Below are 14923 nucleotides of genomic sequence, written 5' to 3' on the forward strand. Positions count from 1 at the left end.
CACGGTGTTTTTACTCACCGACAGGGTCCTGGCAATGGTTTTAAATCCTTTTCCCTGGCAGTGCAGGCGAAGTATTTGTTTTACTTGACTCATTGGTTTTGATTTTCCGGCCATTGGTTATCTTTTTGATGGTATTCATCAAATAAACCAAAACCAGAAAGAAAATAGCTAGGGGGGTCAGCATGCTCCCAAATAAATCATCCAGAGGGGTCAACATGCTCCAGAATAATTTAAAAATCTAGCTATCTTATTTTTCAAAGGGGGGTCAGCATCCGCCAGAACGGCAGTTACTTATTGATTAGGCTTTAGAGGGGTCAGCATGCTCCAGTATATCCAATATAGATTTATGAGGGTTGCGTTTACTTTCAATTTACCAATATATTATCTAGAATTTGCTTTTTATCTACTTCTATCCACACTTTTATTATATTTCTGTCTTGTCCAAAAGACACCTTTTAGCTTTTTTTGTACATCTAGATGTGCTATTTTGATTATGTTTTACACATTCGAATGTACAAAAAGGATATTATTATCGTTTTTGCATGCCTAAACCTATAGGAATTGGGTATCAACACTATTAAACTCCTTATCATCAATTCCAAATGCTTCCTTATAAAAACCGTTCCAATTTTCTACATAATAATAACCATAGATGCTTTTTTCCATATCTGAAAAATGAATTAATTGGCTCTCTATAGCGGAGGTTTTAAACAGTGAGAATACAAATTTGGAGAGTATGGATTGTATCCGTTTGAGTTGTATTCTTTTTTCCAAGAATCCATTTTTGCAATATATCAAATCAATATACAAGTCAAATACCTCTTCACCACATATCTTATAATTCACATCTGGCAAAACTTCAAAAGAGGATAAAAACCGCAAATCGCTTGTAGTAAAGATTTCTTCATTGTTATCGATTGTTTCGCCCTTTACAGCTATGGAAATTTTCATTGGAATAAAACAACCCAAATTCTCCTGTTCAATAAGCTTGAATTGCTTCTGTACGGATTCAAATTTTAACTTATCGATATATTGAAGATAATCATAGAATCCTTTTCTATGTTCTTCAAGGTTAGAACTATTTTTGTATGCGATAACCTTATCATAGAGCAAATCGAAATCTTTGCTTTCCAAAATATGTTGTTGCTCTTTTTTTGAAAGATTTCTCGTCACTTGTAAACGGTAGTCCTCGCCGTAGATTAGTGCCTCTTTGTCGTAATTGAACAGAAACAGTTGGCAGTTTTCTTTGCCCACGTTACGGTTGATCCTTCCTGCCAATTGTTCATCGCTGTCCAAAAGCGATTTGTCCTTAAAACCAAGATCCATATCTATATCTACCCCTGCTTCCACCACCTGTGTTGTAATCAGTAAAATTCTTTTATTACGATTCTCTTTTCGTTTTAAAAAGTTGATGATATGTCGTCGTCGATGTTCCAATATTGTGCCTGATAGCACAAAAACCTCTTCGAAAAAACCATGATTTATTTTTTGGATTTCGTTATAAAATTCGGTGGAAGATTTTTTAAAAATGAATTCTATGATGGTATAAACGCTATCTTTTGGTTTTACCTGCCCATAGTCACATAATGAATATTTTTTGGATTCTTTGAGTAATATTTCGGCTAATTCGGTCAAATGAATCTTTTTTTCCGCAAGTTCAAAATTAAAGGAGACCCTATCCTTAAAGTTGGTATTTTGGAAATAATCTGAACGAGCATTTGGCAACAGATAAACAAAGTTAGCTGTATCTGCTTCAACATTAAGACGATGTAGTTTTGGCAAAGTAGCCGACATGATCACAAACCTGATATTATATGATTTGGCATACTTTTGAACCAAATAAATAACCTTGTCCCAGTGTTGAGGGGCGTAGGTCTGTAATTCATCAATAACCACGACAGAATTAGCCAACCGGTGCAATATGTAGTTTTGTTCTTTAGCATTGGTCTTCAAAATCTCAAAAAACTTGATGTGAGATAGTAAACTGAACGGATAGTTCAAAAACAAATGGTTGATGTAGTTTTTACGGTTTTGACCATAATCGTCATCTTCATCCTCCTCTTTTCCAAAGTCAGCTTTTGAATGTAATGCGACAATTTCATCTTCTCCTAATCCAAGGTTTTCTTTGATGCTTTTGTAGGTTTGGTCGATTAAGGTGGTAAATGGAAAAACGTAATAAACTTTATTCAAATAGGGATTTAGCTTCAGTAATTCTAAGGTGACCAGCATAGAAATGTTCGTTTTGCCACCGCCCGTAGGTGCCTCGATATAAAATAGTTTTTCTTCATGGTTCAACCGTATGTTTCGTATTGCTTCGGTTGCCATTTGCTGGCGCAGAAGGTTAAGGTTTTCGTTGCTTTTTCTGGATGGTTTTTTCAAACTTAGAACCGCTAGCTGCTGATAGGTTTTTTCGTTGAAGTTTCGTTTTGTTTCCTGTTCATCAAGCCAATCGTTTGTGCTTACTTTTACAAAAATTTCGTCGATTCGTTCTTTGCTCAATACTCCAAAATCTGTAATTGATGATTTGTTCATATATTCGTTGGTAGCCAAATAATCCGAGGCGGTCAAAAGGGAAAAGTTCAATCGTATCAATTGGTACAAATGAAATGACCTGGCGTAATCGCTAAATGCAATTCTTGGAAGTGCTTTTTCAAGGCCTAGCAAAATTCGTGATACAATTTTTGAATTACATTCTTTTTTAAAAAGAGAAAGATAAACCTCTAATTTATCTGCCAATAGATTTTCCCTGACCAATTTTGATAGAAAATCATCGTCTAAATATTTACCATGATGTTTATAGATGGGATATGAAAACATCAATATATAAGACATTGCAATGACCTGTTCTTTTCCCTTGAATAAAATCAAGGCTTCATCGATTTTATGACTAAGAAAAATAAACGAACTCAAGGTAGAGTGTTGTGTTCCAATCGTATTCCCAGAATTCTCCTTACCCCAAAAAAAAGAATTGTTCATCTTTTCAGGACTCGCCTGAAAATTCTCGTTGACTTTCCCGTGGTCATGGTAACAAATACAGTGAACGAATACTTTCTTTAAATAGCTTGCCAGTTGGTTAGAATTAACGCTAAAGGATGCCAAATAATCAAAAATAAGGCCGTCTATCGGCTCGTCCAGATTATGAATTTTCACTGTGGCTTCAAAATAATCTTTTACCAAGTCCAAATGCTCCGCCAAGGTCTCCGGTTTTTTCGACGAATTTCTGTTTGGGGTATGTGCATAATAGACGTCTGCATTTAATAATTGCTTTTCAATACTTTCGTTTTCCCTATAATCCGCCAATATGTTCGAAATACTATTAATGAAGTTGCACATAACGATTTTCGGTGGTCAGATGATATAGGTTTTGCAATGTGTGGGCGTTCTTTATCTCGTAATTGCTAAAAACCATTTCTTCCAATTGGTATTGCATTAAATCTAGGTTAAAGCCCACGGGCAAACGCTCAAAATACATAAACGGATTTTCATCAGATTCCCATTCGCTTAGAAAATCAACTTCGGCTACTTCACTATTTTTTGTGATGTTTTGATTTTTCACGAATAAGGAAAGGATAGGAACACTTTTATGTCTATTTAGCTCGGCAAGGGTATAGTTGTACTTCAAAACCGATTGTTTGTCCCACCACGCCGTAAATTCGTTTTTACCAAAATACGGAATGAACTCAGAGTTTCCAGTTTCCAAATTACGCAACAAACGACGCTGTGTTTCGATCGCCTCATCTATTAAGAGATATACCCGATATTTCGGTGAAATCAATGTAAGTTCTTCGGTCAAAAAATTAGTGCCTTTATTGGCATAGCCTACCGTATTGGAATATTTAATAGGTGTTTTTGAAAAATTACCATTATCATGATCTAAGGGCGAAATGCCAATTTTCAAGTCTGCCAGTTTCTCATAATACTCCGGTAACTCTCCTTTTTTTCGATACCCTGCAAGTCCAATAATTGCCCCTAAAATACCTAGCAAGGCAGGTTTATGTATCATATTATACGATACATTCAGAGTATTGTTAGTTTCGGGTTTTCTAAAAAAGCCAAAATTACTTTGCAAATCAAATGATATAAGTTGCATAGATTTTTTTAAATAGTTTGGAAATTTACATTTTCTGGCAGGTTGATAACATTGGTAACTGCTTTGTGATAATAAATTTCCAAGGTCTCGATCTCTTGCTTTACAGCATCATCTTTGAGGTATGTCGCAATCTTTCGTAAATCTATGGTGCCATCTTTGGCTACATCTACAAATTCAATAAACGATGGCATTACAAGTTTTGAGCCTTCCTTAAGTTTGACCCAAAAAAGCATTTCGTTTTCAGTTCCTGCCTTAGCGGCACTATCGTAAAAGCTTGCACCTTTTCTGAGACCTTCCTTTAGTTTATCTATATCCGATTGTGTAAGTCCTTTCGCATCAACTCTTTCTGTATCTTCCTCAATGTTTTTTGGGTTGATAGAAAAATGGTGAACATAATGACCCTCCTCCAATTTGGACTGTGTGCCAAGGGTGGTCATGGTACTCTCTTTGCTCTTTTCGCCAGGGTTTCTAAATGGAGACATAATTTGTTCGGAATAAATAACATCTTCGGGAAAACGATTTAACCCAGGGGTTATTTGACAAGTTCCATGAATGGAAATATTAGTGGCTCCAGCGTAGGTTCCTCCGAACAATTTCACGTCCAAAACGGAAAGAATGTTTTTAAGAAGTTCTTTTCTTAACTCGTTGCCTTTCTTTGTGATTTTTCCAAAATTCTTTTCATAAGTTTCGTCCAACGTTCTTGGCGACATATCATCTGTCAACGACTTGAAGTAAAATACGTTCTCTTGTAAAGCATGTTTCCAATAGTAACGAATAGAATATTTAAGAGCCTTATCTGTTGCGTAAATCTTGCCGTTTGGCAACTTTCTCGGCTGACCCGAAAAGTCTGCATTGTAGTTGGAATTAATGGATTTAATCATTGCAAATCCGTACACGCGGTTATTGAATTGTTGTGCCATTTTTAATCGTTTTTATTATTGTTGGAATATAATTGATTGTCTGAAAAAAGACCGGATAATAATTCTGGATGTAAATTCTTTACGTTTTCTTCGGTATTGTGCGCCAATACAAAAGCCGCAACTTTACTAAAGTTTCTAGAAAATTTTTCATGTTTATAGCGTTCCAAATCTTTAGTAATCGTTAGCTGAAACTCTCTGCAATTACTTTTTTGCAGATAGGGTTCCAGTAAGCGCAAGCTATTGTCTTCAGATTTGCTTTTATTTATCAAATAATAGATGACCTGGCCAGCAGCAAAGGCGAAATCATTATCTGTTGCTAATGCCGTTTCTGCGGTTTCTTCGATGAGTGTAGCAACAAAGTTTTGATGCTCTTTTAATTTATTTGCCATGGTATTGTTTGTTTTAGTGTTGGACTTATGAAAATAATTGTGCAGGCTGTACCATATATTTAATTTATTTTTTATTCCATGCTCACTTGAGTTATGTAAGTCATCTTTAATACCATTAAAAACAAGTTCGTCAAACTGCTTTCCGTGAATTGTAGCCCTATTGGATTTATAGACATAGTCATAAATCGCTTTTCGGTACTTGCAAAAAGAGAGAAAGGTAAAATCGCGGCTTGCATAATCTTCCTTCTTGAAATCCGAAAAATAATCGACCTTATGGTATTTGTTCCGCACTAGATATTTTAGGACTTTTTCCTCTAAATGAAATATATCCGTTATAATAGGATAGTGTTTTGGTTTGCCATCTTCATATAAATTGAAAAGGTTTTCAATATGAAGCCACTTGTTCGTGCCGCCCACTTCAAATTGAAATTGGGAGACAAAATCAAAATCGTTGAAAACGATGCCGTTTTGGGTATTTGACCAGTTTAGGAGGTAGTAATTTCTAAAATCATCTTTATATACATTGTATAATTCTTTAACAATTTCAGTAAACGAAATACGCTTTTCCGAATACGCGGCAATCACTTTCTTTTTGAATTCCTCATTAAAAATAAAGATTGGCAGAGGGTTGGGCAAGTTTTTTCTAGGGAGTACATTGCTAAATTCATATAGAGCTTTCGCCTCTAAGTTGGAAATGCGCCCCGTGATATCAAAGGTCGCTGTCTGGTGCATCAAAAATGGCATATTTGCGTTGTACCCGTTCTGAAAGTCATTGGTACCATAAATCAACCCCTCTTCATTTGGATCAGTGTTGTACTTATCTGTATTGAAAAGTTTATCGCCCAAATATTTACCATGGGTGGTTTTATAGGTTTCAAGAGGAAAATCCAAATAGAACAATATATAGTCACTATCCGTTAAAGGCTGGAAGTGGGTCATTTGGGTTTGAGCATCGGTTATTTGCTGTTTTAACGAATCCTTTTCTGTTTTATCACTCACACTCTTCTGGCGTTCTTTTAGTGCTTCTACCTTATTGGATAAAATCTGAAATTGAGCATCTCTTTGATTTTTAATATCGTTCAAAACAATTTCCCAGGATTTGTTCAAGAAAAAAGTTTGGAAGTTCAAAGAGGCTTTTTTGAGGATCTCGTCTTCGGTCAACATGCTTTCTGCCTTGTCAAAATAATCACTAAAGCGTTCTTGTATTTGAGGTTTTCCTTTATCCAAATTTGACTTATATTTAACCCCACCTTGTATGTGTTCCTTTTTAAAAGCAACGCAGATAGGAGAACAAGATTGAATTGCTTTCATGGGCAAATCAAAACATTTGTTGGTGTTCACACACCAAGCATTTTCTTGAAGTCGTTTGCACTTTTCAAGAACGGCACTCAATTCATCCTTTAACTTTTTCGAGTAAAATCCGAATTGAATATTTTCGGATTTAATATTCAAATTTCCTTTATCATCGACTTGTAAAAGAATATGAAGTCCTTCTTTTGGCATCGCTCCGAGACTTTTAAAGTTGTCGGGCAGGCTGTTGGTAAAATTTATTAATTCTTTAAGCATGTAAAAATCTATTTTTCATTTCCATAATTTCCTTTCTCAATTTCTCTTTTCTTGGGCGAGAATGGAAAGAGGTGCGAACTATGCCAACCAAAATTCCTTTGGATCACCCAAAGCAAATTCAAAAACGACGATGATTCGTTCATCTTTAACTTTTACCATATTTGCGGTTTCGGAGAACCCTCAAGTTTTATTCTAAAAATAATTGCCATAGTTTAAAAAGCGTCAGTTTTATATTCTGTACTTTTTTCTATTTCTACAGCTTCCAAGAAGCCGCACCCTAGGCTGTTGTGAACCCCACAACCTGCATTTTGGAGCAGTTGCAATGCCATTTTGCTTCCCGTTGCCACTACTTCAAAGCCATAATAACCTTTAATCCTTGTCTGCGCTTTGGTGTTCGCCTTGACAACGATTAAACGGCTCTTTGGTTTTTCTATTTTAAAAATGGGGGTGATACACATACTATCTTGCTCTATTTGGGTTTGCTGTAGCTTAGCAGCTTTGCATTTTTCTTTCCAGTTATGTAACATCAGGGCATCCCAGTCGCGGTGCTCGGGTGACAGAAATTCGTAATTTCCCTTCGTATTTTTTTTTCCGCAGATCAGCATCGAACTAAGTCCAAAACAGACTGTTGAAATTAATCTCTCAGGTAAATTAAAAGACGGTAATGAGGTAATTTGTTCCACCAAAAAGGTGGCCTTGCTTTTTTTGTCGGCTAAGGTTATTTGCCTTTCCTTAAAAAGTCCTTTTACAAAGTTTTGAGCCGTTTCGGGCAAATGGAATGACACTGATACTTTTGCCGGAGAGGACAGTTTCATACGATCGCCGGTCAACTTGAATCTTGCCCTGAGGTCAGAAAAGGTAAATAGCTTGAAGTTTTTAAGTCCATTATCCACTTTATGGCCTTCTTCGTGCAAAAACGTGGCATATTCAGCATCAGCTTCCGCCAATACCTTATAAATTGCCGCACTTAAGGGGTACTGGTAATTAATCGGGATAACCTCATTATTAGAGGTTGGTGTCAGGATAATGGAAAAGCGCATTCGATTCATGTAAGTGTTCAAGTTGAAAAATACGACTTCTTTTAATATTAAAATAGGCCAAAAGTGGGATTTTGTTATTTATTGCTTTGTAGGTAAGCATACTGATGAATAAAACTAAGAGCTTTTGCAATTTGTACCGGACGTAATTCTTAAACGGTATATAGGTTCATTGTTAGTGCCTTTTAAGAAATTGAAGGAGCCTAAAAGTACTTAAACACGATAACTGCAAGCCCCTGCGGAAGTCGAAAAACTCTTCAGCTCTAATCCTTCCTCGGCGGACACGCTATGCCGGTCCACAAGGGTGACCCTAAGTTCCGGTTTTCTCGACCCCCTCGACCCTTCGAAAGTGCATGCGGCGAAGGGCCGCTTGACTTTTCTTCTACCTACCCACAAAACCTGGTAAATCCCTATCCATATTTTGAGCTATAACATTGAAAATGTATAAAGGCCTAAATTCTTTTAATTATCTGGAAATCAGTTTTTTGGAAAAATGAATAAGTTAATCGAAAATACCGCCAATTGGTTGGTCGCCTAGAACGTGATAAAAGACAAAATCCATCAGAACATACATGCTTTTATGAGACGAGGAAATTATGGACTGATTGTAGGTGCTGTCGTTTTTGGAACTATTGCGGTTCTTTCATCGATTAATCTTTACAAAGATTATGGTAAACTTTGGCTTGGACTTACAACAATTAAGTAGAAAATTAGATAAGAGTCATGCTACTATTCTTTGATTATACAATACTATTTCCTCTATAGTCTTAAACCCTATAGAGGAGTCTATTCTCCTTCTGTTATACCAGGTTTCTATCTATTGGAAGACAGTTAAGCTCGGCTTCTTACCTTAGGCTATAGCTATGTGCATAGATCCATTCTACCTTTAGGCTCTTAAAAAATGATTCAGCTACTGCATTGTCCAAACAATTACCTTTTCTGCTCATACTTTGTCTTATCGACCCATTATTTCTTTTTCGGGATATCGGTAAAGGTGGAACTGGCGTATTGAGCTCCCCTATCCGAATGGAATATAAGTTCCTCTGTGATATTATTCAATTTAATGGCCATATTCCATGCAGGGACTATAGATACGCCGGTACTTAAAGTTTGGCCCATCAATCATCCGAAGACCTTCCGGTGGAACAGATCTATAATTACCGTTATATACATCCAGCCTTGTTTGGTCTTTATATAGGTTATATCCGACACCCAAACATGGTTCCGACTAGAGACGGTAAAGTCCTGATCTAATAAATTGGGTGAAATTGGATAGTTGTGCTTGCTGTGAGTCGTGGTTTGAAATTTACACTTTTTCTTGGCATACAGGTTATTCGCCGTCATTATACTAACTACCCTAGGTCTTGAGATGCGATATCCCCTTTTCTGGAGCTCCGCCCTGATCCTCGGTGCCCCGTAACTCCATAGCTATCCTCATAAACATCTCGGATGGCAGATGATATAGCCTCGTTATCCGTCTCTCTTTTGAAAGGAGACTTTCGCAACCAGTCGTAATACCCGCTTTTACTTTCCTTGAACTTTTCGCACATCTTCCCAATTGGAAATTTAAATTTATGGGGTTTTATAAACCTATATTTTTCCTGTCGCTCTAGGAGAAGATGGCTTTTTCCTTTTTTAAGATACCCCTTTCTAGTTCGGCATTCCTCAACTTCTTCTTCAATTCTGCAATTTCCCGTTGCTCGTCCGTTAATTTAGGGTTTCCCTTTCCTGGAAAACTAATTTCCCCAAGATCCTTGGACTCCCTGCGCCAGCGCCTTAATAGCGATGAAGGTTTGTCCAGTTCCCGGTATCTTTCAACAACGCTTCCTCTGGCATAGCTTAGTTCAACTGCTTTTTGCTTAAACTCTACGGTGTAATTCCTTTTTACTCTTGACATTTTACAAGGTTAAATTAAATGGCAAATATGCTCTTACCCTTGTGTCCAGTCAAATATAGTTAGTCTAATCTCGAGGGGGTGACCCACTTAAACTGCTGGGCCTATGCCCGAAGGTAATTATTAATAAAGAGCGTGCGGAAAAAAGCATGACCTTTATCCAGAAACTCTATGCCGTTGAAACCGATGCCAGGGAAAGGAAACTGACTCCCCGGGAGAGAATGGCCCTAAGACTGAAGGAGTCTTTACCGGTAATCGATGAATTTGGGAGATGGATGTTTGATCATGTGAAGCACCAGATAATCCCTCCCAAGAGTCCCATAGGAGACGCCTTCCGCTATACCATGGATCGTTGGGACCAGCTCAGCGCCTATCTTTATGACAGGATACTGGAGATCGATAATAATCCAGTGGAGAATATCACGCCCATCAACCACAAGGATATCTGGGACTTTTATCAACAGAATTATTAAAAACTTAAAAAAGCATAAAACTAATACAGGAGGAAGAGCTTAGAAGAATTAATCTGCCTTGCAAGACGTGGTTCGTGGGATAGATACTTACTCTGGATATTTCCCTTAATAAGGTAAACACCTATATGAAGTTCTTTAAATGGGGTGAATACTCCTCAAAAGAATTGCTTTTCTTTGATAATCCGTATCTGGAAGTGTTTTTACCTTTCTATACCACTGTTGAAAGTGAGCTTTATAAAGAATTAATGCTTTATTTTGAGGAGTTCAACATCAACTGAATATAGACTTTTGCATAGCATATTTGTCGCTGTTTGCGTTTTCAAAACGATGATATTGCTAAATTGGCTGGTCATGGCTAGAGCCGTCATCTAATCTTTAAAATTAAAAACATCCTTATTGATTTTTTTCAAAAATTGTATTTTGTAGTGAGTTTTTTTGCAATATTTTTTTCAATCATGTAGCGGAGTGTGAATACCTACAAAACCAATTTAAACAGCATCTTATGAGAAGAGTTAATAAAGAGGATGAAATCACTTACCATGAATTTATAGAAGCCTTGGCAATTGTAAAGCAGTTCCGGAGGCAAGTTTCCGAACTCTTTAGAGAAACGGAAGGTGAGGTGGGTTCATTACCGAAATTCATTGGAGTCAATAAGGACACTAAAATTTACCGACTGCCCTTATCTACCCGCGCAATGAACGTTTTAGAAGCAATGGATGGCATAGATGTGTTGGAAGGATCTACCGAAGATCTAGCGAGGATATCTTTAGGGGATTTTTTAACAACTCCACATGCTGGACACAAAACTATTGACGAGTTCCAAGAGCTTTGCATGTTTGTAAATATTCCAATGCAAAGGTAGTTGAAATTAGGAGGCTTTCTTAATTTGGTGAAACTTCTATTAAAACAAAAGAAGTTGACTTTTTATGTTAGTCGTATTACGTTTTGTAAGCTTGGTCTAGTATTTTTAAAGTATTGATCTAATATTCTTGCGGTAAAATAGTTATGCGGATAATACTTTATAAAACTTTCAATATCCGCTATGGAATTTATATTTGCCTCTTTATCAATGAATCCGAAACCTTGATAAATTCCATTTTTTACCAGAACAAGGCTTTCTTCGAATGCAGAGCGACCTCTCAATTTTAAAATATAACTTGGTCGTTGCGCAAAAATATAATCCAGCGCTTTATGAACTCGTTGATTATAAGATTGTTTATCTTCCTTACCCTCACAAATTCCCTTACAAAAAATAGGGTCATTACATTTATTAGAAGTTCGTTCTATACCTGCATATCTATTACATAAATTAAACTTTTGCTGTACCTCCTTAACTTTTTGCAAAACCGAGGTTCTGTTGTAATAGAATTCATTTTGATTATCGGAATACGATTTCTGAACCAGTTGAATTCTCAGAACCCCTTTGGAATCCATTTTGGAGGTAATAATATAGGGGTCAATAATTTCTTTTTGAAGTGTATTATACTTTGGCTTAAGGGAATGTATATAATGAGCTTCCAAAAGTAGAGCGATAACTTCACTTCCCGTTTCTTCAAAATCAATACTCGTGGTCTGTCGGCATAATTCCAGTTCAAATTTCAACCTGCTGGTAAAATGACTTCTAACCCGTTTAGAAATATTCTTAGCTTTTCCTATATAAATTGTTTGGTCATTATAATCTTTAAAAAAATAAACCCCTGGTGATTTTGGTAGGTGACTGAAGTCAATTTCATTCCCGTCAGAACGTTCATTTTCCATGCTACTTAAAACGGGATTGTTATCGGAGCTAATGGTATTTAATGTGTCCAATATTTTCTCCATTGCCAAACAAATGTCCCTTAAGGAATGTAAGGGCTGTTGTATTTTTAAGAGCTCCATAGCATTGTACAAGCTAAAAGGAGTGGTGGACTTTAAATAATTTTTATAAGCTTTTTCTAGTATGATGTTTGCACTCCCCGCTGGGTAACCTATTTCTCTAAAAGCCTTTTTAAAAATGGAGCAGGAAAACTGGTCTATGAAAACAGTATGAGTATTTTCAATTATCTCAATAATTTCGGGAGCAATATCACTTAATGTTGGGGCGGATCTTATTTTTGAATAATCTAAGTTAAGCGCTGCTCTTTCTGACTTAGATAAATGAGGCACCACTTTTACAAAGCTCTCAAATTCCGAAATAATAGTCCCATCTTCAATGGTAAGAATCGCTAGCCCCAGCAATTTTGAAATTTTTAAATTGTTGCTTGAGCAGATTATTGAAATAAAAGATAACCTCATTCACATAGATTTTGTTGGAAAAAATACAAAATTATGGAATATTTCCATAAACAGGATATTGTTTTTTATCTTTATACCGAAAACATATTATTTTGGAGCAATACAATAAGGAGCAAAAAGAAGCTATTAATTTTAAGGGAAAGCACCTTTTACTCTTGGCCGGCGCTGGTACTGGAAAAACGAAAACAATCGTAGGGAGAGCTGCACATTTGATAGAGAGTGGGGTATTGGCGGAGAAAATCCAAATCTTGACTTTTACTAAAAGGTCTGCAAGTGAAATTGTAGAACGAGTAAAGGCTGTAATTCCCGAAAAAAATGCCCAGGCTTTAAATGGTTCTACATTTCATAGTTGGTGTAATCAGTTAATCACAAATTTCCCGAATCTATTTGGTGCGGCTAATTTTACGCTCATAGATGCCGATGATCAATTGTCTTTAATGAAAATGGCATGTGGTAATAAGAATACCGGTTACGGGAAAGTACGAATAAAGCCCCAAAAAATCCTAGATCTATTTTCATTCGCACGAAATACTCGGATAAACCTGACAGCGGCTATTAGGATGCAATTATTTAAAGGTAAGGTAGATTCAGAAACGGATGAAGAGATTGAAGAGGTACGGCCAGTCTTAGAGTTATTGATAAGAGAATATCAAAAATTAAAGATTGAGCAGAAATATTTAGATTATGACGATCTCCTTTTGGTGGTAGGAAATAGGTTGAACAAAGATGAGGAAGCACGAAAAATCCTTTCAAAAGCCTACGAGCATATCTTGGTAGATGAGATGCAGGATACTAATCCGTTACAATGGTTTTTATTGGCACCTTTTGAGAATATAGCTAAGCTATTTTGTGTGGGGGATGATGCACAGTCTATTTATTCATTTAGGGGGGCGGATTTTAAAAATGTACATTCTTTTAAAGAGCGTGTTGTAAATTCTGAGATAAAGAAATTGGATAAAAACTATCGTTCTACCCAAGAAATTTTGGATCTCTCCAATTGGCTGTTAGAGAAGTCTCCCATCATATACAATAAGAAACTTAGCTCCCATCGTGGTGCTGGCAAAAAACCAGTAATTTTAAATGCCACCAACCAATTTGAGGAAGCCAACTATATTGCAGAGAAAATACTCAAAGATTTTAGAGATGGAGGTAAGCGCTTTTCTGATTTTTTAATTCTTAGCCGTTCACAATATTATACGAAACCGTTACAGGCTGTATTTCTTCAGAAGAAGATTCCTTATGAAACCTATGGAGGTAGAAAGTTTTTGGAAGCTGCCCATATAAAGGATGTCGTTGCAATTTTCCGTGTCATTAATAATCCATTGGATCAAATTGCGTGGATGCGTTATCTAACATTTGTACATGGGATAGGGGAGGTGCGTGCTAGTAATTATTTACACAAGATATTGAGTATTGATCCGGAAGACATTACAGGTGATTTTCTAAGCAGTATAATTCCCGGGCCTGAGGGAGAAAAGATTAAATCTTATTATGATGCCGTTTCTAGTAATAAACACAATGTAAAACAGGCAGTATCTAAGCTTTACGAAGAGATGGAATTTGACCTGGCATTAAAATATCCAAAGGATTGGATAGAAAAAAGAAAAGGAGATTTTCCTGTGCTCGAAATGTTAGCAGCGCATTATTCTACTCTTGGAGAATTTATTACCGAAGGTATTTTAGATAATTCTACTGGTCTTGGTGGTACCCATATGTTAGAAGGTTCCAAGATTAAGACCACCGAAAAAAGGGATCATGTAATAATATCTACCGTACATTCTGCGAAAGGTTTAGAGGCAGATGTTTGTTTTGTTTTGAATGTTTCTCCCAAGACCTATCCATCTTCCTATAGCTTGGGAAGCAATGAAGAAATTGAAGAAGAGAGGCGAGTGCTTTATGTGGCATTAACCAGGGCTAAAAATGAACTAATTATCACTAGAACCACTGATTCTTTAAATGCATACCATAGTGATACGGATAGGGTAGATGAAAATATGGATATCAATAGTGCTTATTTTTTAGAGGAATTGCCAGAAAATTTGGTGGTGCAAGAAACACCACAAGGAGGATATAGAAAACCAAGGGATACCGAAAAACCAAATAATATAGACTTAGATTTTGGCTTCGATTTTAGTTAGTGCATTGCGTTTTATAGTTTAAATTCTTGCGATAAGAATTATAGTTCTGATTAAGCGCTTTTATTTACGCTTATTTTTAAGGCGAGGTATATACATCAGGAAACTCTTAATTTATCTGAGAATTATTTTGCTTGAATTCGAT

General features: G+C 36.4%; 10 protein-coding genes and 2 pseudogenes. 4 read left to right on the top strand and 8 right to left on the bottom strand.

Annotation, left to right across the window (positions count from 1 at the left end):
* From G466_RS24700 to G466_RS21650, 7 genes and pseudogenes are all read right to left on the bottom strand, one after another.
* The coding region (locus G466_RS24700; RefSeq protein WP_157373839.1) for a helix-turn-helix domain-containing protein at window positions 1–114 on the bottom strand (114 nt) is incomplete at its 3' end.
* A 438-nt stretch (window positions 115–552) separates the two neighbouring features.
* Window positions 553–3333, bottom strand: a complete 2781-nt coding sequence (locus G466_RS0108655; RefSeq protein WP_026813312.1) for a CRISPR-associated helicase/endonuclease Cas3 — start codon at window positions 3331–3333, stop codon at window positions 553–555.
* Window positions 3317–4090, bottom strand: a complete 774-nt coding sequence (gene cas5b, locus G466_RS0108660) for a type I-B CRISPR-associated protein Cas5b (protein ID WP_026813313.1) — start codon at window positions 4088–4090, stop codon at window positions 3317–3319. Before cas5b ends, G466_RS0108655 begins: the two co-directional genes overlap by 17 nt.
* An 8-nt stretch (window positions 4091–4098) precedes the next feature.
* Entirely contained in the window at window positions 4099–5010 is a 912-nt protein-coding gene (locus tag G466_RS0108665; RefSeq protein ID WP_026813314.1) for a type I CRISPR-associated protein Cas7, read from the bottom strand.
* Between the two features lie 2 nt (window positions 5011–5012).
* A complete protein-coding gene (locus G466_RS0108670; protein ID WP_026813315.1) occupies window positions 5013–6965 on the bottom strand; it encodes a hypothetical protein in 1953 nt (650 codons plus the stop codon).
* 212 nt (window positions 6966–7177) lie between these two features.
* Complete coding sequence (locus tag G466_RS0108675) at window positions 7178–8014, bottom strand: CRISPR-associated endoribonuclease Cas6 (RefSeq protein ID WP_084418781.1); 837 nt, start codon at window positions 8012–8014, stop codon at window positions 7178–7180.
* A gap of 709 nt (window positions 8015–8723) precedes the next feature.
* Window positions 8724–9899: pseudogene (locus tag G466_RS21650) on the bottom strand (IS3 family transposase).
* 72 nt (window positions 9900–9971) lie between these two features.
* Here G466_RS21650 and G466_RS0108700 point away from each other — a divergent pair.
* The 3 genes and pseudogenes from G466_RS0108700 to G466_RS0108710 all read left to right on the top strand — a co-directional run.
* Window positions 9972–10315: pseudogene (locus G466_RS0108700) on the top strand (IS66 family transposase); the annotation flags it as partial.
* Between the two features lie 179 nt (window positions 10316–10494).
* Window positions 10495–10647, top strand: a complete 153-nt coding sequence (locus G466_RS23835; protein ID WP_157373840.1) for a hypothetical protein — start codon at window positions 10495–10497, stop codon at window positions 10645–10647.
* 224 nt (window positions 10648–10871) lie between these two features.
* Window positions 10872–11231 carry a hypothetical protein gene (locus G466_RS0108710; protein WP_026813320.1) on the top strand — a complete coding sequence of 120 codons (360 nt, stop codon included), beginning with the start codon at window positions 10872–10874 and terminating at the stop codon, window positions 11229–11231.
* Between the two features lie 62 nt (window positions 11232–11293).
* On the opposite strand, the gene G466_RS0108715 is transcribed toward G466_RS0108710, so the two are convergent.
* On the bottom strand, window positions 11294–12643 hold the full coding sequence (locus G466_RS0108715; RefSeq protein WP_026813321.1) for a GIY-YIG nuclease family protein: 1350 nt from the start codon (window positions 12641–12643) through the stop codon (window positions 11294–11296).
* A 92-nt stretch (window positions 12644–12735) separates the two neighbouring features.
* Here G466_RS0108715 and G466_RS0108720 point away from each other — a divergent pair, with 92 nt between their 5' ends.
* Complete coding sequence (locus G466_RS0108720) at window positions 12736–14781, top strand: ATP-dependent helicase (RefSeq protein WP_229797192.1); 2046 nt, start codon at window positions 12736–12738, stop codon at window positions 14779–14781.
* Window positions 14782–14923: the final 142 nt, after the last annotated feature.

This window comes from Arenibacter certesii DSM 19833 (genome assembly GCF_000429545.1).
GTDB lineage: Bacteria > Bacteroidota > Bacteroidia > Flavobacteriales > Flavobacteriaceae > Arenibacter > Arenibacter certesii.

What these genes read in the sequence shown, in the direction of transcription:
- G466_RS0108655 (WP_026813312.1), bottom strand. Translation starts at nt 3,333, where the DNA reads ATGTGCAACTTCATTAATAGTATTTCGAACATATTGGCGGATTATAGG.
- cas5b (WP_026813313.1), bottom strand. Translation starts at nt 4,090, where the DNA reads ATGCAACTTATATCATTTGATTTGCAAAGTAATTTTGGCTTTTTTAGA.
- G466_RS0108670 (WP_026813315.1), bottom strand. Translation starts at nt 6,965, where the DNA reads ATGCTTAAAGAATTAATAAATTTTACCAACAGCCTGCCCGACAACTTT.
- G466_RS0108675 (WP_084418781.1), bottom strand. Translation starts at nt 8,014, where the DNA reads ATGAATCGAATGCGCTTTTCCATTATCCTGACACCAACCTCTAATAAT.
- G466_RS0108715 (WP_026813321.1), bottom strand. Translation starts at nt 12,643, where the DNA reads ATGAGGTTATCTTTTATTTCAATAATCTGCTCAAGCAACAATTTAAAA.
- G466_RS23835 (WP_157373840.1), top strand. Translation starts at nt 10,495, where the DNA reads ATGAAGTTCTTTAAATGGGGTGAATACTCCTCAAAAGAATTGCTTTTC.
- G466_RS0108665 (WP_026813314.1), bottom strand. Translation starts at nt 5,010, where the DNA reads ATGGCACAACAATTCAATAACCGCGTGTACGGATTTGCAATGATTAAA.
- G466_RS0108710 (WP_026813320.1), top strand. Translation starts at nt 10,872, where the DNA reads ATGAGAAGAGTTAATAAAGAGGATGAAATCACTTACCATGAATTTATA.